Origin of the sequence: Bradyrhizobium sp. AUGA SZCCT0176 (genome assembly GCF_018130145.1) — a bacterium.
Taxonomy (GTDB): Bacteria; Pseudomonadota; Alphaproteobacteria; order Rhizobiales; family Xanthobacteraceae; genus Bradyrhizobium.
Genome location: NZ_JAFCMB010000006.1, coordinates 326,314 through 347,911 on the forward strand (window position 1 = coordinate 326,314; position 21,598 = coordinate 347,911).

Genomic DNA, 21,598 nt, shown 5'->3' on the forward strand with positions numbered 1-21,598 from the left:
CTATACTAACCGCCGCCTTGCATCTTATGCAGCTGCCCCGCGACGGCGCGGATCTTGCGCGGTGATGCCTGCCAGATCGCGAACGCAGACAAGGCGCTGACGGCGATGCCGATCGCAAAGGCCAGCGTGTAGCTGCCGTAACGGTCGAACAGAAACCCGGTCGCCCACGGGCCGGCCGCGCCGCCGGCCAAGGCCGCCAGCATGATGGTGCCGAAAATGCTGCCATAGTGCTTGCCCTGGAAGATTTCGAGCACCACCGCGCCCAGCACCGAGGTCAGGCCGTAGCCGAGCACGCCCTGGGTCACGATCATCAGATAGACCAACGGCAAGACAGGCGTGAATTTCAGCGCGATCAGCGCCGCAAAGCAGATCGCAAAGCCCAGGCAGCTGATCGCCCAGATCCATTCGCGCCCGATGCGGTCGGAGAGATGCCCAAGCCAGATCTGGCCGGGAATGCCGAGCAGGCTGACCACGCCGAGCGCCCAGACCGCGACATTGGCGGAGAAGCCAATATCGAGCAGGAATTTGGTCTGGTGCACCTGCACCGCGTACCAGATGTACAGTCCGCAGAAATAACTGAGGCATATCCACCAGAACCGCGCGGTGCGCAGCGCGCGACCTAGCGTCCAGTCGGTAGCGGCCCAGACGGGATCGACGATGTTCGATATTGGCTTTGCTGAAGTCGCCGTCGGTGCGGCGTCGCCATCCGGCAGCAGCCCGATATCCTCGGGCCGCATCCGCAGCAACAGATTGATCGGCGCCAGCACCACGAGCACCACGATGCCCATTGCGGTGCAGGCGGTGCGCCAGCCGGTCTGGTCGATCATCAACTGCACCCAGGGCAGCAAGGTCACCGAACCGATCCCAACGCCGGCAAACGCCAGCCCCATCGCCAGGCCGCGGCGGCGGATGAACCAGTTCGGCACGAACAGCGATTGGCCGGAATAGCCCAGGCACACACTGCCCGCGCCGACCAGCACGCCGATGGTGAGATAAAGGTGCCATGGCTGCGTCGTCAGCGGCGCCAGCAGCAGGCCTGAGCCCATCAGCGCGACGCCGAGTTCCATCACCGCGCGCGGGCCGTAACGGTCCATCAAGCGGCCGATCAGCGGGCTGACGCCGCCGGATACGATAAAGCCGAACGAGAACGCGCCCGCGGTGACACCGCGCTCCCAGCCGAATTCGGAGACGATCGGCGGAAAGAACAGCGAGAACGCGGTCCGCGCATTGACGCCGATCGCCATGGTAACGAACGTCACCGCGACGATCATCCAGCCGTAAAAGAAAGGAAGACGCATCAGGATGTCATTCCGGGGCGCACGAAGTGCGAGGAGAATCTCGAGATTCCCCGATGTGCAATTGCACATCTGAGGTCTGGTCCTTCGGACCATCCCGGAATGACGGGGTCAAGAGCTTTCGCAACTGTTCAAGCGCCGAGGCATCTGGTCAGCCAGGAATAGCTCACGAATGCTGCAGAGCATCAAGGACGTCGCGTCCAGCTGATGGCATTGACGGCGCCGACGGGAATCTCACCGGCGATGATCTTCTCGACCTGCCGCACCGTCTCCAGTGACTGGCTTTCGATCGCGGGCGGCGTCAACCCGCCGATATGCGGCGTTGCGATCACATCAGGCAGTTGCGCCAGTTCCGGTGTCGGCATCTGGTCCAGCGCACGCCCGACATCCATCGCGGCTCCCGCGATGCGATTGTCGCGTAACGCCGCGCTCAGCGCCGCCTCATCGACGAGATTGCCGCGCGACAGATTGATGAAGAACGCATGCTTCTGCATCCGCGCCAGCGCCGCCTGCCCGATCAGATTTTCCGTCGCCTCATTGGCGACCGCGAGACAGACGACAAAGTCGGAACGCGTGAGCAGATCGTCGAGCGGCACATGCTGGATGTCCGGCTCGCTTATGCTCGCGAAGGGATCGGCAATCAGAATCTCCATGCCCAGCACCCTGGCGATCCCGGCAAGGTAACGGCCGATGCTGCCATAGCCGATGATGCCGATGCGGCTGCCGGCCAGTTGCCGGCCCATGATCACCTTGGGCTTCCGCCCGGCATGATAGTCGGCGCTGGCACGCGAGACGCCGCGCGACAGGTCGACCATGAAACCCACAGCGAGTTCGGCCACCGACTGGACGAAGCCGGGTCCGGCCTGGGTGACCAGCACGCCCGCGCGCGAAGCCTGCTCGACGTCGATGTTGCGAATGTCGACCGCGCAGCGAACGAAGGCGCGCAGCTTAGGCAGCCGCGCAAATATCTCGCCGGGTCCGGCGGTGAGCCGGTCGGCGACGATAATTTCGACGTCACGTGCGGCGTTGATCAAGCCGAACGCATCCAGCGCATTGTCACCCTCGTGCAGTTGCACCTGCGCAATCGCCTGCAATCCGCTCAGGCTGCGCGCCCCGTAATATTGCGCCCTCGCCTGCGGTGTATGGGTGAGCAGGACTTTCACGTCAGTATCCGAACGCGCGCGGCAGCGCTGTGCTGATCGAGGGCACGAACGCGATTACCAACAGGCATAGCATCAGCAGGCCGAGATAACCCATGATCGGCTTGATGGTCTGTTCGATCGGCACCTTGCCGATCAGGCAGGCGCCATAGAGCCCAAGGCCAAGCGGTGGCGCGAACAGACCCACCCCCATCGAAATCACGAGCACCACGCCGAAATGCAAGGGATCGATGCCGAGCTTGACCGCCACCGGCAGCAGCAGCGGCCCGAAGATGATCAGCGCGGCAGCGCCTTCCAGCACCGACCCCATCACGATCAGCACCACGATCGACAGCAGCATGAACAGCCAGACGCCCTGCGACGCCGACAGCGACAGCATGATTTCGCCGACCGTATGCGGCACCTGTTGCAGGGTCAGAACGAACGCCAGCGATTGCGCGGCGGCGACGATGAACAGAACCAGCCCCGAACGCGTCGCCGATTGCACGAAACTATGCGCGGCGGACTTGAAGCTGAGCTCGCGAAACACGACGCTTCCGACCACGATCGCGTACACGACGGCAAAGGCCGAAATCTCGGTCGCGGTCGCAAAGCCGCTCTTGAAGCCGAAGAAGATCATGAAGATGAGCCCGAACGAGGCAATCGCACCGCTCCACAGGCCGGAAACCGGGATCTGCGGCTCGGACTCTTCGATCGGCGGCGGTCGCTTGCCGAGGATGATCGACAGGATGATCAGGGCCGATGCCATCAGGGCCGACGGCAGCAGGCCCGCAACGAACAGGCCGCCGATCGACAGATTGGCGACGAAGCCGAGGATGATCAGATTGATACAGGGAGGAATGGTTTCCGCCATCACGGCGGAGGCCGCCAGCAACGCCACCGCGTTGCCCGGGTTCTGCCGGGAGCGCCGTGCGGCCGGAATCAGCACCGAGCCGACAGCTGCGACATCGGCCATCTTGGAGCCGGAGATGCCCGAGAACAGCACCATCGACATCACCATCACGACGTTGAGCCCGCCGCGCATGCGCCCCACCGCCCGCTGCAGCAACTCGATCAGCCGCACCGACATGCCGTTGGCTTCCATCAGGTAGCCGACGAGGATGAAGAACGGGATCGCGAGCAGCACGAAATTGTCGATGCCGCGCGCCATCTGCTGGGCGAAGATCACGCCGGGCAGCGTGCCCTCCACCCAGATGAAGATCAGCGCCGCCAGCGCCAGCGCAAAGCCGATCGGCAATCCGCCGAACAGCGTGATAAAGAAGCCGACGAACATCAACGTGCCCGACGACGGCACGGATGCCGGCGCCAGGAAATCCCACGCCAGATAGAGCCCGGCGATGGCGGCGGTCGCTACCACACCGGCGACCATGTTGCGCACCGGACGCGCGCAAAACAGATCGAACGCGAACACGGTCATGAACAGCGCGCCGAGGCCCATTGGATAGAACGTCCATTCCAGCGGCAGTCCGGAGCCGGAGGTCTGTCCCGTCGTCAGCCAGCCCATCTTGATGGCGTTGAAGGCGACATAGGCGGAAATGATCGTCACCAGCAGCGCGCCCATGGAATCGACCACACGCCTCGCGCTAGCAGGCAGCATGTCGATGAAGAACGCCACGCCGAGATTTTCGCTCCGCGCCAGCGCACTTGCCGCACCGAAGAAGCTCGACCCGACCATGAGGCCGCGCGCGACGTCGTCGGCCCACTCGACCGGCGCGTTGAACAGGAAGCGCAACAGGACGGATACGACGACGACCAGCAAGTCAGCGACCAGCAGCACCGCCGCCGTAACGTCACTCACCGCGAGAAGTGCGGCTGATATCCGCAGGCCGCCGCTTGGCGCGTGCACCGCGACTGACATGCCCTGCTACCTCAGGCCTGCGTCGCGCGGATTATGTCCACCACGGGCTTCGCCTCGGGGCGCGCCTTGATGAAATTGTCGGTCTGGGGAAGCACGCGCTTGCGGAAGGCATCCTTGTCGCATTCGACGATCGTGACGCCCTTGTCGACGAGGTTCCTGAGCGCTTCCTTTTCCATTTCGAGGCCGTGGGCGCGGGTATCGGCCGCCGCTTTATTGGCGGCGTCGAGAAATCCTTCCCGCAGCTTCGGATCCATCCGCTTGAACGTCGCGTCGCTGAAATAAATCGCGAGCGGCGAGAAATTATGCTGCGTCAGCGCGTAGTGCTTGGAGGTCTCGTAGAACTTGCTGGCGAGGATGGTCGGCGGGTCATGCTCAAGACCGTCGAGCACGCCGGCCTGCAACGCCGTGTAGATTTCGCCGAACGCCAGCGGCGTAGCGGCGGCACCCATCAGGCGCAGACACTCGGTGATAACAGGGTTCGGCAGGGTTCTGATCTTGAGGCCGGTCAGATCCTCGGGACCCTTTACGGCCTTCTTGGCCAGGACGCTGCGCGAACCGAAATTATAGGCCCAGGCGATAATCCGGATATTGCCGCCCTTGAGCAGTGCGTCCTCGATCGGCTTGGCCGCGCCGGCCTCGAAGGCCTTGGTCTGCTGCGGAAAGCTGGAGAAGAGATAACCGAGGTCGAAGGTGCCGACCAGCGGCACCAGATTGGCCGAGATCGACGAACCCGACAGCATCAGGTCGATCACGCCGAGTTTCACGGAATTGATGACGTCGATTTCCTGACCGAGCTGATTGTCCGGGAAAAACGTGACGTCGATCTGCTCGCCGAGCCCATTCGCCTTCAGGCTCTTGACCAAATTGTCGTAATAGACCCGGCCGTTGGCATATTTGGGATCGTTCGGCAGCGAGGACGAACATTTCAGTTTCAGCGTGGCGGCCTGCGCCCGCCCGATGATGGCCGGCGACAGCAGCAGGCCCGCGGCCGCTGCCCTGGAGGATTGCAAGAACACGCGCCGGCTGATGACCCCAGTCTTCATGGCGCACTTCTCCCAGTTTTTTTGTTTTGTGCAGTTGAGGTATCTGCCGCTCTGTTTGTCCAAATGTATGAACAAAACGGAAAGCCCGCGCAAGGGTATTTGGAAAAAACCTTGGCGATCGTGCGGGATGCGCCGGCGATATCGCGTAACGCGGCCGGCACCCGTTTGTCGGCTTTGGCGCCTACTTGGATTTGGCGACGGTCGTGCCGTCCCATTCCTGGTCGCTCGGATTCTCGAGTTGCTCCCTGCAGCGCGCGATCATCACCGATGCCGCCGCATCATCCTTGATCTTCTTCACCTGTTCGAACGCCGCGATCGCGGCCGTGAATTCGCGCGCCCGCCAGGATGCGAGGCCGGCTTCATAGGCCTTCACCCAGTCGATCGTACCGCCGGCCGCGTCCGCCATCGCAAGCAATTCGTAGATTTGCAAGCCCCCGGCGCGGCCGTAGACCGCGAGGCGATCGAGTTCGCGCACCACGATGCGGTCGCCGGCAAGACGCCGCGTTTCGGGGCCGATGATGATGGTGGAGCCGTAGACCTTGTTGGTGCCTTCCAGCCGGCTCGCGATGTTCACGGCGTCGCCGATCACGGTGTAGTTCAGCCGCACCTCAGACCCGATATTGCCGACCAGCATGTCGCCGGAATTGATGCCGATGCGGATCTTGACCGGCTGGCCATGGTCGTCGACCAGACCGATTTCTGCCATCGCGCGCTGGCAGGCCAGAGCGGCGCGGCAGCAATCGACGGCGTGTTCGGGATTCGGCGCCGGCGCACCCCAGAACGCCATCACGGCATCGCCGATGAATTTGTCGATGGTGCCGCCCTGCGCCTGGATCTGCGCCGAGACGGAATCGAAATAACGCGACAGCAGCGGGATGATGCGGTCGCCGAGTCGCTCCGAGATCCCGGTGAAGCCGGCGAGATCGATGAACATCACGCTCATCGGCCGCACCGCGCCGCCGAGGCGCGCGCCATTGCCGTCGCTGATCAGCCGCTTCACCAGATCAGCGGGAATGTATTTACGGAACGCGGCCAGCCCCTGCGCCATGTCGCCGATGGCGCCGGAAAGGTTCTCGATCTCGGTCAGCCGCGACGGATGGCGCTCGACCTTGTCCAGATCGAAGCGCTCGACGTGTCTGATCTCCCCCACCACCTTGATCAGCGGCGCCGCGATCAGGCGCTGGGCGAGCCATGCCGACAGCAGCCCGGCAAACACGATCAGGACCGCAAGCCCGATCAGCAGGTTCCGGATCGTCATCTGCACCGGGCCCAGAAATTCCGACTCCGGCACCACTGTCACCAGCGACCAGCCCGGAAACGAGATCGGCGTCAGCACCGCCTGATAGACCTTGCCGTCCCGCGTCACCTGGCGCTTCAGCGGCTCGCCTTCGCCGGGATTGTAGGCGCTGCCGGCATTCTTCATCGCATCCACCGCAACCGCAAACAGCGGATGATCGGTCTTCAGCGGCGTCACTTCGCTGGCGTCGGGATCGGGCGCCGCGACCACGCCGCCCTCGCGATCGAGGATGAAAGCGCCGGCGGATTTGCCGACCGTGAGCTGCGACAGGAAGTTCGAGACCCGCGTCAGTTCGATAATGATGGCGATGACGCCGGCGGGTTTTTGATCGATCTGGATCGGCGCCGAGAACGCGGCCGCCAGGCGTTCGCCGTTGGGATGCTTCGTCAGCGTCGACCAGTTTTCGTCGTTGGAGGCGACCACTTCGCGGAACCATTCCTGGTCGGTGAAGGAATAATTGGTGTCCTCGACGCGGCTGGACTTGAGCAGCGTGTCGCCACCTCCAAACTCATAACGGTTGATCTTGGCCTTTCGATCGCCCGCGATCTCGATCATTTCGATGACGCCATTGCCAAGCTTGTGCCCGGCAAAGAACGTCCCGTCCGGCCATCCGAACGCCACCCAGGAAATGGTCGGTTGCGACCGCAACTGCGAGCGGATCACCACCTCGCGCATCTCGGCGTCGCGCGCCTCGAACACTTTGCCGAGCAACAAGGTGCGCACCGCCGACATGGACGATCGCGCTTCCGAGGTGATCGATTGCAGTTCGTCGCCGACTGCGGAGACGATCTGGTCGTTGATGGTGTCGGCAAGGGTCTGGCTGACCTGCTGGGCGGTCCGCCACCACAGCAAATGCACGCCGACGGCGCTGACGACGATCGACGTCAGCACGAGGGCCGAGATGGCGTTGCGAATGCCGATGCGCATTGCGGGGTCCTGGTTCGCGGGGTCGGTTACCGCAATACGGAACGATACTAGCGTCTGTTTCACCGGCGAGGCTATCCCGGCGTGTTCATATGCCTTGGACACGGCTCTGTGACCAGAGTTGAGCCGGAAGCCGACGAAACTTACCGATTGCCTGTTCCGTACAAGCCAAGACGGCGCTATGCCTTGCGGCGGTTCTCGAAGGTCATGCAATGCACGATGTTTCCATCCCGGCGGCCCTGATTGCCGGACTTGTCAGCTTCCTGTCGCCCTGCGTGCTGCCGCTGGTGCCTCCGTATCTGATCTACCTGACCGGCGCGACCATCGAGCAGGTCAACAATGACGGGGCGACGAAGGCCTCGAAACGCGCGGTGATGGCCGCGGCGCTGATGTTCGTGCTCGGCTTTAGCACCGTGTTCGTGGCGCTCGGTGCCAGCGCTTCCATCATCGGCGGCCTGATCCGCGCCTGGTCGGCAGAACTCTCGATTCTCGCCGGCATCGTCATCATCATCATGGGCCTGCATTTCCTGGGGCTGACCCGCATCGGGCTGTTGATGCGCGAGGGACGGCTGACCGCGCCGAAGCCAGTCGGGCTGTGGGGCGCTTATGTCATGGGACTTGCGTTTGCGTTCGGCTGGACCCCTTGCATCGGGCCGATACTCGCAGCGATCCTGTCGATCGCCGCCGCCGAAGCCACGGTGACCAAGGGCGCGGGCCTGCTCGCGGTCTATTCCCTCGGGCTTGGAATTCCGTTCCTACTGGCCGCCTTCATGATCGAACAATTCTCCGAGCTATTCGCGCGGATGAAGCGGCATCTCACCAGCGTCGAGCGCGCCATGGGTGTATTGATGGTCATTACCGGCATCGGTTTCTTGACCGGCGCCGTCACCAGCATCAGCATCTGGCTGCTGGAAACGTTCCCCGCACTGCAAAATTTCGGCTAACGCCCCGTAACAAGCGGGCTATCCGTTGCGAAACTCCTGCCATGACCAGATTGCCGCCCTGCGCGGCCGCAGCGTTTTTCGCGCGCACTTGATTTGAGAGGCCGCCGGTGCGGCCTCGCGTCACGATAATAATTGGAGGGGGTCCGCATGAATTTCATCGTCAATCTTCTGATCCTGTTGCCGGCGCAGATCGCCTCATATTTCTCCTGGGCCGGCCCGCTGATCATGCGGCTGGTCGTCGGTTACACCTTCATGCTGGCGGGCTGGGGCAAGCTCACCAATTTGCCGCAGGTCACCGAGAATTTTATCGGCTGGGGCATTCCGTTTCCGAAAATCCTCACCCCTTTCGTATCAGGCGTCGAGTGCTTTGGCGGAGCCATGCTGATCCTCGGCCTGTTCACCCGGATCCCCGCCGCGATGCTGGCGGTGACCATGCTCGTCGCGATCAAGTCGGCCAAATGGGGCGACGTCGATTCGCTGCAAACGCTGCTCGGCTTCGAGGAAATGACCTACTTCGCCGCCTTCACGTGGCTCGCGATCGCAGGCCCTGGTGCCGCCTCCCTCGACCGGCTGCTGGTCAATGCGGCCGGGCACGCCGGCGCATCGACCTGAGAGCCTGACTCAAACAAGCCCATGACGTAGCGCGTTATGTCTACCCCCGTCATGGCCGGGCTTGTCCCGGCCATCCACGTCTTCCTTGCTGCCTGACTGCAAAGACGTGGATGCCCGGCACAAGGCCGGGCATGACGAAACCCCCCTTCCTCCACGGTCTCACAATGCCGTGACATCGCGGATAAGTCTGAGCCCGGATTTTGGCGCGCGCGTAGCTGTCGAGACACCAGCGCTTCCGGAAAGCCGCCATGAAACTCGTCCGCCTCGCCGTCTTCGCCGTTGCCGCGCTCGCGGCAGGTTCGGCCCACGCATCCGATGGCATCAAATGGAGCGAATGGAGCGACGATCTGTTCACCCGCGCCGCCGCCGAACAGCGTTTTGTCATTCTCGATCTCGAGGCGGTGTGGTGCCACTGGTGCCACGTCATGGAAAAGACCACCTATGCCGATCCGCAGGTCAAGGATCTGCTGGCCTCGAAATATCTGCCGGTGCGTGTCGACCAGGACGCCAACCCGGATCTGTCGAGCCGCTATGGCGATTGGGGCTGGCCGGCGACGATCGTGTTCGGACCCGATGGCACCGAGATCGCCAAGCTCCGGGGCTATATCGAGCCGGAGCGGATGCGGGCGCTGCTCAAGGCCATCATCGACGATCCCTCGCCCGGGCCTTCGGTCGGCGAGGCCTTTGAAGTCAAACCTTCAGCCTCGGCCTTCCTCAGCAAGCAGCAGCGCGCGGACCTAACCAAGAATGTCGACGAGTCCTATGACGAAAAGCTCGGCGGCTGGGGCGAGAACCAGAAATTCATCGACGCCGACAGCATGGATCTTGCGATCACCCGGGCCGAGGCCGGCGATGCCACAGCGATCAAGCGCGCGAGGCAGACGCTGGACGCTGCAATCGCACTGATCGATCCGGTGTGGGGCGGCGTGTATCAGTATTCCGAAGCCGGCTCCTGGAGCAAACCGCATTTCGAAAAGATCATGTCGTTCCAGGCACAATATCTGCGGCAATACAGCCAGGCCTATGCGCTGTGGAAGGACCCGAAATATCTCAAGGCGGCCCGCGATATCGAGCGCTATCTCGCGGCCTTTCTCTCAGGTCCCGAGGGCGCGTTCTATGTCAGCCAGGATGCCGATCTCGATCACGACACCGACGGGCACACATATTATGCGCTTGATGATGCCGGGCGCCGCAAGCTCGGCCTGCCGCGCATCGACAAGAATCTGTATGCGCGCGAGAACGGCTGGGCGATCTCGGCTCTCGCCGCCTATTACAACATCACCAACGACGCAAAAGCGCTGGCGATTGCCGAACGCGCGGCGAAATGGGTCAACGCCAACCGCGCGCTGCCGGGCGGTGGATTCCGCCATGGCGAGAAGGATCGCGGCGGCCCCTTCCTCGGCGACACGCTGGCGATGGGCCAGGCCTTTCTCGATCTCTACGCCGCCACCGGCAACCGCGAGTGGCTCACCTCCGCAGCCAAGGCCGGCGATTTCGTCGCGACGTTTCGCGACGAGGCCGGTGGCTTCGTAACGTCGAGGACAGCGGAAGGCAGAACCGGCGTATTGGCAAAACCGGCAAAACTGCTTGATGACCAGGTGCAGGTCGCGCGCTTCATGAACCTGCTCAACCGCTATTACGGTGACGAAACCTATCGCGAGCACGCCTCACATGCGATGCGCTATGCGAGCAGCGCCTCGGCCGAGATGATGAGACCGCTGCCCGGCGTGCTGCTCGCCGACGAAGAACTCGCGATCGAGCCGACTCATATGACAATCGTCGGCCACAAGGATGCGCCCGGCGCACGCGAGCTGCACACCCTCGCGCGGGCGCTGCCGGCCCGCTACAAGCGCCTGGAGTGGCTCGACCTGCGCGAAGGCAAGCTGCCCAATCCCGACGTCGAGTATCCCGATCTCGGCGAGCCCGCAGCGTTCGCCTGCAACAACCGGATCTGCTCGTTCCCCTCGTTCAATGCCGAGGAACTGCAGGCCACGGTGAAACAGATGGCAAAGCTGAAACCCGCGCGCGCCGCGATGAACTAGGGCGCGATGAAGGTAAGTTAAATCGGCCGAGCGGCGACCTCGCTGCCCCTCTCCCGCAAGCAGAGGGGGCGCGCTTCCTTCGCGGTTGCTATCTGACCTGTCCCACCCGCCTCCACCTCCATTCTGTGTGACCGGCATCACAGCGCCTCCATCCCCTTCAAGCGACAAACGGCCAACAGGTATGAACCGGGTGTTGGTCGCCATGGCTTGCTCAAAATATGCTTGCTGGTCGAATGTGGCGCGCGGCTCGCTCGCAGCGTTGCTGCTGGCCGTTTCGGTGTTCGCGACCGACCCTGCCGGCGCGGAGATTATCAGGAAGGAAGACTCGCTGCGCGGGATCACGATGACGCGCGAGGAGTGCGCCGCGAAACCGCAGACCTTCTGGCTCAACGTCTACAGCCAGGATTTCTGCGTCCGCTATTATCTTTCCACCGCCGGAGGCCAGGGCTCGCGCCCGGTCATCATTCTGAACGGCGATCACAACGGTCCGGTTGATCCGACCCGTTGGACCTGGGCAGATCCGTCCAAGGCCAGTGACGTCAACACCGACAAACTCGTCGCTATCGCCGACCATTTTTCAAAAATGGCGAAGACCACGGCGATCTATCTTGGACGCATCGGCGTCGAAGGCACGTCCGGCACCCATCTGTCACGCAAGACCCTCGTCGAGCTGCACCTGATGGACATGGCGCTCGAGGCGCTCCGGCAACGCTACCAGTTCGAAGGCTTCCATCTGTTCGGAGAGTCCGGCGGAGGCCGGCTGGTGTTCGGCTTGGCCGAGATGCGGCGCGACGTCGCCTGCCTGATTTCCGGCTCGGGACAGATCGTGACCCGGGGTCCCGCAAGGCCCGGCGATCCCGCAAGGACCTATTTCGACATCACGGGCAAGGTGCAATGGCTCGCGCAGAACCGCGCCTTGCGCATGATGGTTATCAGCGACCCGAACGACCAGCAAGTGCCGACCGCCGTTCAGCAGACGCCCATGGTGCAGACCCTGCGACAGGCCGGCCATGTGGTCCCCCACCTCCTCGTCGAAGCCACCGACCCGAAGCGTCACGCGGTGCTCGACTATGGCGCGATCGCGATGGGCGGCTGCGTGCTCGGCCGGCACGACGACGAAATCGCGCGGGCAATAGACACGCTCATACGCCGCAACGCCGAGACCAACCGGCGTCTGCTGGACGAAGCGCGTGCCAAGTCCCCGCCCCAGACGGCTTCCGACACGATCGCGCGCCAGCCGGGACGCTCGTGACATGAAAGCGACGCAGCGGCCCGAATCAGCAACGGGACAGTCAGGAAACATGGAGCGCGCGATGCGGGCCCTTGCCAGTTTGCTTCTCACCGCCGTCACAATCATCCTGGCGCCATCAGGCGCGGAGGCCGAAGCGCAGCAGCGCATCTGCCTGGACAATGCCACCCCGCCCGCCCCGAGGGCTGCGGCCTGCTCATTCGTCATCACGAATGCGCCGCCCGCCGAGGCCAGGGAACTGGCCCGTGTCTACCTCATCCGCGGCAACGCCAATCTGGCCCTCGGCGTCTACGACCGGGCGGTGGCGGATTTCGACGCGGCGACGAGGGCCCACCCGACCGCCCCTGGCCCGTTCAACAGCCGCGGTGTCGCGTTCCTGCGCCAGAAGCAGCTCGACCGCGCCATCACGGAGTTCGATTCTGCAACCCGGCTCAATCCTAACGATCCCCTTGCTCTCACCAACCGCGGCGACGCCTACCGGGACAAGGGCCGCACCGACCGCGCGATGCAGGACTACGACGCCGCGATCGTGCTCAATCCAAAGTGGGTCAATGCTTACTTCGGCCGGGCAGCGGCGTTGCAGCAGAAGGCCGGCTCCGATTTCGACGCTTTCGTCAACGAGGGCCGCTTCGAAGAGCTGGCCATCGCGGAATACGGCAAGGTGCTGCAGATCGCGCCGCGACACGCCGGCGCCATCAGCAACCGCGGCCAGCTCCATCATACCTTGCGCAGATACGACCTTGCCATCGCCGACTTCACGCAAGCGATCGAGATCAATCCCGCAAATCCCGCCTTTCTGCGCAACCGCGCGCTGACCTACCGGATGATGCGGCGGTTCGACCTTGCGATCGCGGACTATCGCAACGCGCTCGCGATGACGCAGGATGCCGACGGGCGCAAGCTGATCGGAGAATTGCTCGCTCAGCTCGGCGCCACCGTCTGAGGTCGGATGGCACGCCGGCGTCTATGGGACACACGCCGTAAACGCGCACCACCCAACAATTCCGTTGTGCAACGCAACGAAATGCTCCCGGGACACCGCGGTTAGACATGACCGGGTCGCCCAAATCGAAAAAAGAAAACTTTCTTTCGAAATTCTGTAACCAAATCGACCGATGCCCCGTAGCTGTTTTCGGATGAGCACTCTCATCACGGAGGCGAGCGCCCTTCACGCGCCACCGCGATCGGATTGGCATCCGTTGTTTCATTAGCGTTGTGCGGCTCGATGATCTCACAGTCATCGAACGCTCACGGCGTCCTGTTGTCGTCAAACAATCATCGAGGAGAACGTCATGAAGCTGAATACAAAATCCGGAGCGACGCTCGCAGCCGCCGCGGCCACCTTGTTCCTCGCTGGCGCGGTTGTGTCGACCGGGTCGACGTCGGCAAACGCCGCCGCCGGCAAGTGCATGGTCGGCAACGCCTGCAAGGGCCAGAGCGCCTGCAAGGGCGGCTCGAGCGCCTGCAAGGGTCAGAATGCCTGCAAGGGTCAGGGCTTCTCGATGACCACCGAGAAGGCGTGCACCGCCATGGGCGGCAAGTTCGTCAAGGCCTGATCGTCCCGAATTGACGCGAAAAGGACCCGGCATCGATGCCGGGCCCTTGTTTGACCCAAAAGTTGGCCGATTATTAAAGTAATTTTATCCGGCCGTGTAACCAAGCCAAACCCGCCGCGTATTTATCCCCGGGTACCATCTGTCGGTCCTGATTGCGGGTGGTGCACCTTCACACTTCTTTTCGAGGAGACGTCCATGAAGATGACTTCCAAGTCCGGCGCCACGATTGCCGCCGCTGCAGCCACTCTGTTCCTGGCCGGCGCGACGATGTCGACCGTCACTTACGCCGCCGGCGAAGGCAAATGCGTCGGCGCCAACGCCTGCAAGGGCCAGAGCGCGTGCAAGAGCGGCGCGAGCGCCTGCAAGGGACAGAACGCCTGCAAGGGTCAGGGCTTCTCCGCCATGACCAAGGAGAAGTGCGACGCTGCCAAGGGCAAGTACTCGCCCGCCTGATCGCGATAATCCGGAACGGGGCTCCGTTCCGGGAACGGGGCCCGGTGTATGCCGGGTCCCGTTTCCATGATAATTTGAGGCAATACCCATCGCCTGATCGCGATGCGCGAAGCGGAGACGACATGAACGTCGCAAGCAGATTGCCCAACTCCCCGGCGGCGGTTGAGCGTCCGTTGCAGTCGGATAAGCCTCCCTTCCTTGGCTTCGGGCTCGGCCTGCGCGCGCAACACTACGACGAGATCCTCGGCGGAAACCCGCCGATCGACTGGTTCGAAGTCATCAGCGAAAACTACATGCTGCCCGGCGGCCAGCCGCTGCGCGTACTTGACCGGATTTGCGAACGCTATCCCGTCGTGATGCACGGCGTGTCGCTGTCGATCGCATCGACCGCGCCGCCGAATTTCGAATATCTGCAGGGCCTGAAAGATCTCGCCAGGCGCGTCGAACCAAAATGGATTTCCGACCATTTGTGCTGGACCGGCGTCCACGGCAAGAACCTGCACGATCTCTTGCCGATCCCCTATACATCAGAGGCGCTCGACCACGTGGTCAGCCGCGTGCAGCTGGTGCAGGATTTCCTCGGCCGCGCCATCGTGCTCGAAAACGTCTCGACCTATGTCCAGTTCAACAATTCCGAAATGACGGAATGGGAATTCCTTGCGGAATTGTCGCGCCGCTCCGGGTGCTGGCTGCTGTTCGACATCAACAACGTCTATGTCAGCGCCTTCAACCACGGCTATGACCCCATGACCTTCCTTAACGGGATTCCTGCGGACCGCGTCGTGCAATTCCACATGGCCGGCCACAGCCACATGGGCACCCACATCATCGACACCCACGATCATCCCGTCTGCGAAGACGTCTGGGATCTCTATGTCGCGGCCATCAAGCGCTTCGGCCGGGTCTCGACCATGATCGAGCGCGACGACAACATCCCGCCGCTCGACGAGCTTGTTCTGGAAGTAAACCGCACCCGCGAGATCGCGAAGAAGGTCTTGCCGCCCTTGGGCAAGCAGGCGGGATGAGCGACTTCGCGCGGCAGCAGGCTGATTTCCAGCGCGGCATCCTGACCGGCGACGACACGGTGCTCGCCGAAATCCTCGACAGCCCCCGCGAGAAACGCGAGACGCTGTACGGCGTCTATCGCTATGCCTATGGCTCGCGGCTGGTGGAGGCGCTTCGTAACGACCATGAGCTGCTGCATTCGTATCTCGGCGATGAGACGTTCGACGAGATGGGTCATGCCTATGTCAAGGCGCGCCCCTCAGAACATCCGAACCTGCGCTGGTTCTCGCAAGGCCTGCCGGAGTTTTTGAGATCGGCAGAACCCTATTGCGACCATCCTGTTCTCGCTGATCTCGCAGCGCTGGAGAAAGCGCTCAACGACGCCTTCGACGCCGCGGAAGGTGAGCTGCTTGACCTCACCGCCATGGCCGCGTTTGCGCCGGAGCAATGGAACGACCTCACATTCCGGCCGCATCCGAGCGCGGCCAGGCTCGATTTGTCGACCAACGCATCCGCGGTCTGGATGGCGCTCAAGAACAACGAGACGCCACCGGACGCGGCCACGCTGGAAGAACCGGCGCGCATCCTGGTCTGGCGCCAGGACACCACGCCGATGTTCCGCGAACTCCCCGCTGAAGAGGCGATGATGTGGGACGAGGCCGCGAACGGCATTCCGTTCGGCGTGCTCTGCGAGATGCTCGCGACCTATGACGATCCCGATGGTGCGGCGGCGCGCGGCGCCGGATATCTGCACGGCTGGATCACATCAGCAACCTTGACGGCGGTTTCCGCCGATTAAAAAGGGCCCGAGACATGGGCACCGATACCGATCGATCCGTTACGACCAGAAGCGTGTCACGATGAAAACGCTCGGCGGCATCAGCTGGATCGTGTTGACCGCCGTCCTCACCGCCATGCCGGCAAGCCTGATTTCGTGCCGCGCCGATGCGCAGTCGGACTATATGCGCGGCGACCGGATGCCGTATGACGCGTTCGACCGGATGCCCAAGACCGATATCGAAATCGAAGGCAGCACCATCCATGTCGGCTTCGCGCCCGGCGAGATGACGCTGCCGCGAGAAAAGGTGCTGGGTTGGGTCCGGATGTCGGCGAAGGCAGTCGCCACCTATTATGGACGGTTTCCCGTCGAACAACTGCGGCTGCTGCTGGTGCCGGTCGACGGCGCCCGCATTCGCGGCGGCACGACATGGGGCTATCGCGGCGCCGCGATCCGCATTCCGCTCGGCCGCGATTCCACCGAAGAGGTTTTGCGGCGCGACTGGGTGATGGTGCACGAGATGGTGCACACCGCCCTGCCCGATCTGAACCATCGCCACACGTGGCTGTCGGAAGGTCTTGCCGTCTATATCGAGCCGGTGGCACGGGTGCAGGCCGGGGACCTCACGGCAGCGGAGATCTGGCAGGCGATGATGCGCGACATGCCGAAGGGCCTGCCGCAGGCCGGCGATCAGGGCCTCGACAATACCGACACCTGGGGCCGGAGATATTGGGGCGGCGCGCTGTTCTGCCTGCTCGCGGACATTGAAATCCGCAAGCGAACGAATAATCGCCTCGGCCTGCAGGACGCCATGCGCGGCGTCCTCGCCGCGGGCGGCAATCATGAAAAGGATTGGCCGCTCGATCGCATTCTCTCCACCGCCGACAAGGCCGTCGGCGTCGACGTTCTGGCTACGCTTCATGGCGAGATGGGTTCAAAGCCCGTGACGCCCGATCTCGCGGGCCTGTGGCGCGACCTCGGCCTGAAGCCGCAGGGCGAAAGCCTCGAATTCGACGACGCTGCGCCGCTGGCGGCGATCCGCAAAGCCATCACTTCGCCGCGCGCGAAATAGCGGTGCTGCTACGCCGTGCCCAGAATAGGATGCTGCTTCAGCACGTCGTCACTGATCGATTTGGACTGGATGGCGCGAAACAGCGTTTGCGCGGTCGTGGTGTGATTGGCCTGAAGGCACAGTTCGAGGATCTGGCGCACTGCGGTGTCACGCAACAGACCATCGGAAATCTTCATGGCGATTTCCATAGCGACTTTCGCCGCGCGCTCATAACGTTCGACTTCGGACTTGATTTTCGCGTGCGAACGGTCGGCAGCACCGCTGATCTTTTCCGCACTGCTGGCCGCAGAACGGCAGATTTCCCGTATCTTGTGCGCAGCCTGGATATCGCCGATCGGCCCCTCGATGGGCTCGTCCCAGATCTCCTTCTCCTTGGGTGCGTCGTTTTTGAACCATTGCATGGTATCAACAGCCAGCGCGTTTTCAGGACAAACAATGCGATCGTGCGATCAGCGGCCGCATTCTCATCCGGGAAAATCAATCGGTGGTGACATTCCGGCAACAGAGGTTTGCAAATCCGGTTCGTTGCTCGTGGCGTGCAGCCGGCCTCCATGATCTCGGGCGACCGTCTACGATGGTCGCCTTGGTCCGATCGCCTCGAACTGCGCCTTCTGTTCATCGTCCAGCGTGGCGTAAAAATCCTCCAGCGCAGCGCGCACCTGCTTGACGGCTTGCAGCATGGTATCGAGCCGCTTGGCGATGGCGGCGAACCGCGCTGGCGGCGTCATCACATCGCCCGGCTGACAGGCCGCCTTCAATATCTCGGCGGCCTCGGCGCTGGTATCCTGAAGCACTTGCAGGGTGGAGCGCTGGGTCTCGTTCGGACGCAACCTGGTTTCGATCTCGCTGGCTGGCCATGCCATGGCGGCAGACTGCGCCACGCCACAGCCCTGTGCAGTCCCTTGCGCAGGCACCTGGACAGATTGGTTCCTCGCATTGTTGGCCACGGATATCCTGCGCTGGTCCTGCGCGAGCGCGTTGAAGCGGGCCTTCTGCTCGTCGTCCAGCATTCCATAGAATTTCTCCAGCGGTGGCCGCACCGTGGCGACCGCCGAAATCATCGCCTCGATCCGCTGCTGCATGGCGCTGAGCCGGCCCGGCGCCGTCAATACGATTTGCGACGGGCATGCCGCACGAATGTTCTGCGCAGCCGCGATCGACGCGTTGCCGAGTTCGTCGAGCGCGGCAAATTGCGTTTCGGTCGGCAGAACGGTGAGCTGGATTTGATCGATGGGTAGCCCGGCGATGGCGCGCCTGTCGTCACCGCACATTTGCGCCAGCGGGGCGGGCCCGCGATGTCTGCGGCCGGACGGCCGCTGTGCCAGATAGCCGGTCAACGCATCGTAGCCGTAGGGCGCGAATATTCCGGCGTAAATATCGGTGTAGCCGTAGTCCCAGAAGCCGCTGCGGTCTCCCCAGATCGTGTAATCGTAGATGTCGTGATAGGCGAACGGCCAGAACAGCGGACCAACCCACCCGTAGCCGCCATTACCGTGTTGCCACCACCCGCCTCCGCCGCGGCCCTGATGCCAGCCCGCGACGGCGAGACCGGCGGCGATCTGTGCCCGCGCCGCGGGATTGCTGAGCAGACGCCCGCCACGCAACCCGCTGGCGCGCGACAGCGAATTCATCGCATGGCGGAAGTTTCCGGATCGTACCGAAGCGTTGCGGATCTGGCTGAGATTCGGGGCGAAGCGATGGCCGCGAAAACTGCCCCGCGAATACGAACGGGATATGGCGAACTTGCCGCCGCCGTGGTGACCACGAAAATGACGGTGATGCCCGCCGAAATGCCCGTGCCCGCCACCGTGGGCCCGGCCATGGTGACCCCCGCCATGCCCGTGGCCATGACCACCGCCGTGGCCCCCACCGTGACCTCCACCTTTGCCGATCGCCACGCTCGAAAGCAGGGCCGCCAGAACAAAGACCACAATTCCGATTGCCGGTTTGGGCATGGCACGCTCCCTTGCGCCACTCGCTGACGTTTTGCGGCAACAGACTGACGCCGACGGGGAGCAAAAGTTCCACTTGCGAGGCGGCAAGTGGACGAGCCTTCAGGGAATTCGCGGGAGAATTTGCGCCCGGCCCTAAACCGCCGGCACGATCTTCCCGGGATTGAAGATGTTTTGCGGATCGAGCGCCTTCTTCAGCGCGCGCATGGCGTCGATCGCCTCATCACCGAGTTCGGCCTTCAGGTATTTCTGCTTGCCCTGCCCGATGCCGTGTTCGCCGGTGCAGGTGCCGCCCATCGCCTGCGCGCGTTCGACCAGGCGGTGCATGAAATCCTCGCCGCGGGCCATCTCGTCGGCGTTGTCGACGTCGCAGACCAGCGAGCAGTGGAAATTGCCGTCGCCGACGTGACCGACGATCGGCGACAGCAGGTTGAGCCGCTTCAGATCCTCCTCGGTCTCGGTGACGCAATCGGCCAGCCGCGAGATCGGCACGCAGACGTCGGTCGCCACCACGCCGGCGCCGGGACGCAGCGCCTTCACCGACCAGTAGGCGTCGTGCCGCGCCTGCCAGAGTTTGGTGCGGTCCTCCGGTTTGGTGGTCCAGGTGAAATCACCGCCGCCGCATTCGCCGGCGATTTCCTTGAAGTTCTTCGACTGCTCCGCGACCTCATTGGCGCTGCCGTGGAATTCCAGCAGCAACAACGGCGTCTCCGGCAGCGTCAGTTTCGAATAGGAATTGCAGGCGCGCACCTGCTCGGCGTTGAGCAGTTCGATGCGCGCAACGGGAATGCCGGTCTGGATTGCAAGGATCGTCGCCTGGCAGGCGCCGCGCACGGTCTCGAACGAGCAGGCGGCGGCCGCAATCGTCTCGGGAATGCCGCGCAGCTTGATGGTGAGCTCGGAGATGATGCCGAGCGTTCCCTCGGCGCCGACGAACAGATGCGTCAGATCGTAACCGGCGGAGGATTTCTTGGCCCGCGTGCCCGTGGTGATGATTTCGCCGTCGCCGCGCACGACCTTCAGCGCCAGCACGTTGTCGCGCATGGTGCCGTAGCGCACCGCGTTGGTGCCGGAGGCGCGGGTCGAGGCCATGCCGCCGAGCGAGGCGTCGGCGCCCGGATCGATCGGGAAGAACACGCCCTGGTCGCGCAGATGCTCGTTCAGCGCCTTGCGGGTCACGCCGGGCTGGATCACGCAGTCGAGGTCGTCGGCATGGACCTCCAGCACCTTGCTCATGTCGTGCAGATCGATGCAGATGCCGCCGGCCGGCGCGTTAACCTGCCCCTCCAGCGAGGTGCCGGTGCCGAACGCAATCACGGGAACGGTATGCTTGGCGCAGATCCGCACCACATCCTGGATATCGGCGGTTTCCTGCGCCATCACGACAGCGTCGGGCGGCTGGGTCGGCAGCCAGGTGGTGGTATGGGCATGCTGTTCACGCACCGCCTGCGAGGTGATCAGCCGGTTGCCGAACCGCGCCGCCAGCGCCTCAAGCGCGCTTGCCAGCGCCTGCGGTTCCGGCCGCTTCTCATTGCCCGATATCGTCATCGCCACGCAAAATTCCTCCCGGCTTTGAGCGGACCGTGGCAAAGGATATATGAGGGGTCAAGAGAGATCGGCCAAACAGGGATGGATGATGACTTCAGCTTCAGCCGCCAAAGACAAGCTATCCGATATGCCCCTGCCTTCTGCGCCATTCCTGTCGTCGGTGATGCAGATCGAGCCGCAATGGATCGATTACAACGACCATCTCAACATGGCCTATTACAACGTGATGATGGACCGCGCGATCGATGAAATGTGGCTGCATCTCGGGATCGGCCCTGCGTACATGAAGGAGCGCCACGGCTCGACCTTCACCGCCGAATGCCATGTGCGGTATTTGCGCGAGATTCACCTCGGCGATCCCGTGCAGGTCACGGTCTATCTGCTCGCGGCCGACGAGAAGCGCATTCATACGTTTGAAGAGCTGCGCCACGCCACCGAGGGCTGGATCTCCGCGACTTCGGAGAACATGACCATTCACATCGACATGAACGCGCGCAAGGCCGCGCCGTTTCCGCCCGATATCCGCGCCCGCATCCAGGCTGTGGTGGATAGCCATGCGGCCGTTCCACGTCCCGAGGGCACCGGCCGGAAAGTGGCGATGCCCTCGAAATAGCGCCTGGAAGTAACGCTTGCGGCTAAACCCGCGTGCGTCCACGCACCAGACCGACCACCGCCGAGACGAGGAACAGGATGATGGCGATGAAGAAGATCGCCTTGGCGATTTCGATGGAGGCGCCGGCGATACCACCGAAGCCCAAAATACCTGCGATCAATGCGACGACCAGAAACGTAACGACCCAGCTTAGCATG

Annotated in this window: 20 protein-coding genes; 11 read left to right on the plus strand and 9 right to left on the minus strand. The window is 63.2% G+C overall.

The genetic code is table 11. The features are described 5' to 3' along the window. Nucleotides 1–5: 5 nt before the first annotated feature. The 5 genes from JQ600_RS17760 to JQ600_RS17780 form a co-directional block, all read right to left on the minus strand. Complete coding sequence (locus JQ600_RS17760) at nucleotides 6–1,298, minus strand: MFS transporter (protein ID WP_212389941.1); 1,293 nt, start codon at nucleotides 1,296–1,298, stop codon at nucleotides 6–8. 182 nt (nucleotides 1,299–1,480) lie between these two features. Next, nucleotides 1,481–2,458 (minus strand): NAD(P)-dependent oxidoreductase, encoded by a 978-nt coding sequence (locus JQ600_RS17765; RefSeq protein ID WP_212389942.1) that lies wholly within the window; start codon nucleotides 2,456–2,458, stop codon nucleotides 1,481–1,483. Nucleotide 2,459: 1 nt separating this feature from the next. Next, on the minus strand, nucleotides 2,460–4,313 hold the full coding sequence (locus JQ600_RS17770; protein WP_212489992.1) for a TRAP transporter large permease subunit: 1,854 nt from the start codon (nucleotides 4,311–4,313) through the stop codon (nucleotides 2,460–2,462). A gap of 11 nt (nucleotides 4,314–4,324) precedes the next feature. Beyond that, nucleotides 4,325–5,356, minus strand: coding sequence for a TRAP transporter substrate-binding protein (locus JQ600_RS17775; RefSeq protein ID WP_212489993.1), 1,032 nt, complete (start codon nucleotides 5,354–5,356; stop codon nucleotides 4,325–4,327). 181 nt (nucleotides 5,357–5,537) lie between these two features. Continuing rightward, nucleotides 5,538–7,580 (minus strand): adenylate/guanylate cyclase domain-containing protein, encoded by a 2,043-nt coding sequence (locus JQ600_RS17780; protein WP_212489994.1) that lies wholly within the window; start codon nucleotides 7,578–7,580, stop codon nucleotides 5,538–5,540. A 209-nt stretch (nucleotides 7,581–7,789) separates the two neighbouring features. On the opposite strand from JQ600_RS17780, the gene JQ600_RS17785 reads away from it, so the two are divergent. From JQ600_RS17785 to JQ600_RS17830, 10 genes are all read left to right on the plus strand, one after another. Then, nucleotides 7,790–8,521: a cytochrome c biogenesis CcdA family protein gene (locus JQ600_RS17785; RefSeq protein WP_212389945.1), complete on the plus strand. Its 732-nt coding sequence runs from the start codon at nucleotides 7,790–7,792 to the stop codon at nucleotides 8,519–8,521. 147 nt (nucleotides 8,522–8,668) lie between these two features. Beyond that, nucleotides 8,669–9,133: a DoxX family protein gene (locus JQ600_RS17790; protein WP_212389946.1), complete on the plus strand. Its 465-nt coding sequence runs from the start codon at nucleotides 8,669–8,671 to the stop codon at nucleotides 9,131–9,133. A gap of 248 nt (nucleotides 9,134–9,381) precedes the next feature. Beyond that, nucleotides 9,382–11,175, plus strand: coding sequence for a thioredoxin domain-containing protein (locus JQ600_RS17795; RefSeq protein WP_212389947.1), 1,794 nt, complete (start codon nucleotides 9,382–9,384; stop codon nucleotides 11,173–11,175). 202 nt (nucleotides 11,176–11,377) lie between these two features. Further along, nucleotides 11,378–12,427 (plus strand): hypothetical protein, encoded by a 1,050-nt coding sequence (locus tag JQ600_RS17800; protein WP_212389948.1) that lies wholly within the window; start codon nucleotides 11,378–11,380, stop codon nucleotides 12,425–12,427. 61 nt (nucleotides 12,428–12,488) lie between these two features. Then, nucleotides 12,489–13,367, plus strand: a complete 879-nt coding sequence (locus JQ600_RS17805; protein ID WP_212389949.1) for a tetratricopeptide repeat protein — start codon at nucleotides 12,489–12,491, stop codon at nucleotides 13,365–13,367. A gap of 349 nt (nucleotides 13,368–13,716) precedes the next feature. Beyond that, the gene (locus JQ600_RS17810) at nucleotides 13,717–13,980 is read left to right on the plus strand and encodes a hypothetical protein (RefSeq protein WP_212001595.1); all 264 of its coding nucleotides are present in this window, start codon (nucleotides 13,717–13,719) and stop codon (nucleotides 13,978–13,980) included. A 195-nt stretch (nucleotides 13,981–14,175) separates the two neighbouring features. After that, nucleotides 14,176–14,433: a hypothetical protein gene (locus JQ600_RS17815; protein ID WP_192738016.1), complete on the plus strand. Its 258-nt coding sequence runs from the start codon at nucleotides 14,176–14,178 to the stop codon at nucleotides 14,431–14,433. 122 nt (nucleotides 14,434–14,555) lie between these two features. Next, nucleotides 14,556–15,458, plus strand: coding sequence for a DUF692 domain-containing protein (locus JQ600_RS17820; RefSeq protein ID WP_212389950.1), 903 nt, complete (start codon nucleotides 14,556–14,558; stop codon nucleotides 15,456–15,458). Further along, nucleotides 15,455–16,237 carry a DNA-binding domain-containing protein gene (locus JQ600_RS17825; RefSeq protein WP_212389951.1) on the plus strand — a complete coding sequence of 261 codons (783 nt, stop codon included), beginning with the start codon at nucleotides 15,455–15,457 and terminating at the stop codon, nucleotides 16,235–16,237. Before JQ600_RS17820 ends, JQ600_RS17825 begins: the two co-directional genes overlap by 4 nt. A gap of 61 nt (nucleotides 16,238–16,298) precedes the next feature. After that, nucleotides 16,299–17,288: a hypothetical protein gene (locus JQ600_RS17830; RefSeq protein WP_249133164.1), complete on the plus strand. Its 990-nt coding sequence runs from the start codon at nucleotides 16,299–16,301 to the stop codon at nucleotides 17,286–17,288. Nucleotides 17,289–17,296: 8 nt separating this feature from the next. On the opposite strand, the gene JQ600_RS17835 is transcribed toward JQ600_RS17830, so the two are convergent. From JQ600_RS17835 to JQ600_RS17845, 3 genes are all read right to left on the minus strand, one after another. Next, nucleotides 17,297–17,689, minus strand: coding sequence for a hypothetical protein (locus JQ600_RS17835; RefSeq protein ID WP_212389952.1), 393 nt, complete (start codon nucleotides 17,687–17,689; stop codon nucleotides 17,297–17,299). A gap of 168 nt (nucleotides 17,690–17,857) precedes the next feature. After that, entirely contained in the window at nucleotides 17,858–19,243 is a 1,386-nt protein-coding gene (locus JQ600_RS17840; RefSeq protein ID WP_212389953.1) for a Spy/CpxP family protein refolding chaperone, read from the minus strand. A 132-nt stretch (nucleotides 19,244–19,375) separates the two neighbouring features. Next, nucleotides 19,376–20,788: an FAD-binding oxidoreductase gene (locus JQ600_RS17845; protein WP_249133182.1), complete on the minus strand. Its 1,413-nt coding sequence runs from the start codon at nucleotides 20,786–20,788 to the stop codon at nucleotides 19,376–19,378. Nucleotides 20,789–20,915: 127 nt separating this feature from the next. Here JQ600_RS17845 and JQ600_RS17850 point away from each other — a divergent pair, with 127 nt between their 5' ends. Next, complete coding sequence (locus JQ600_RS17850) at nucleotides 20,916–21,401, plus strand: thioesterase family protein (protein ID WP_212489999.1); 486 nt, start codon at nucleotides 20,916–20,918, stop codon at nucleotides 21,399–21,401. A 22-nt stretch (nucleotides 21,402–21,423) separates the two neighbouring features. Here JQ600_RS17850 and JQ600_RS17855 read toward each other — a convergent pair whose 3' ends face one another. Next, nucleotides 21,424–21,597, minus strand: a complete 174-nt coding sequence (locus JQ600_RS17855) for a DUF1328 domain-containing protein (protein ID WP_212266403.1) — start codon at nucleotides 21,595–21,597, stop codon at nucleotides 21,424–21,426. Nucleotide 21,598 lies beyond the last annotated feature (1 nt).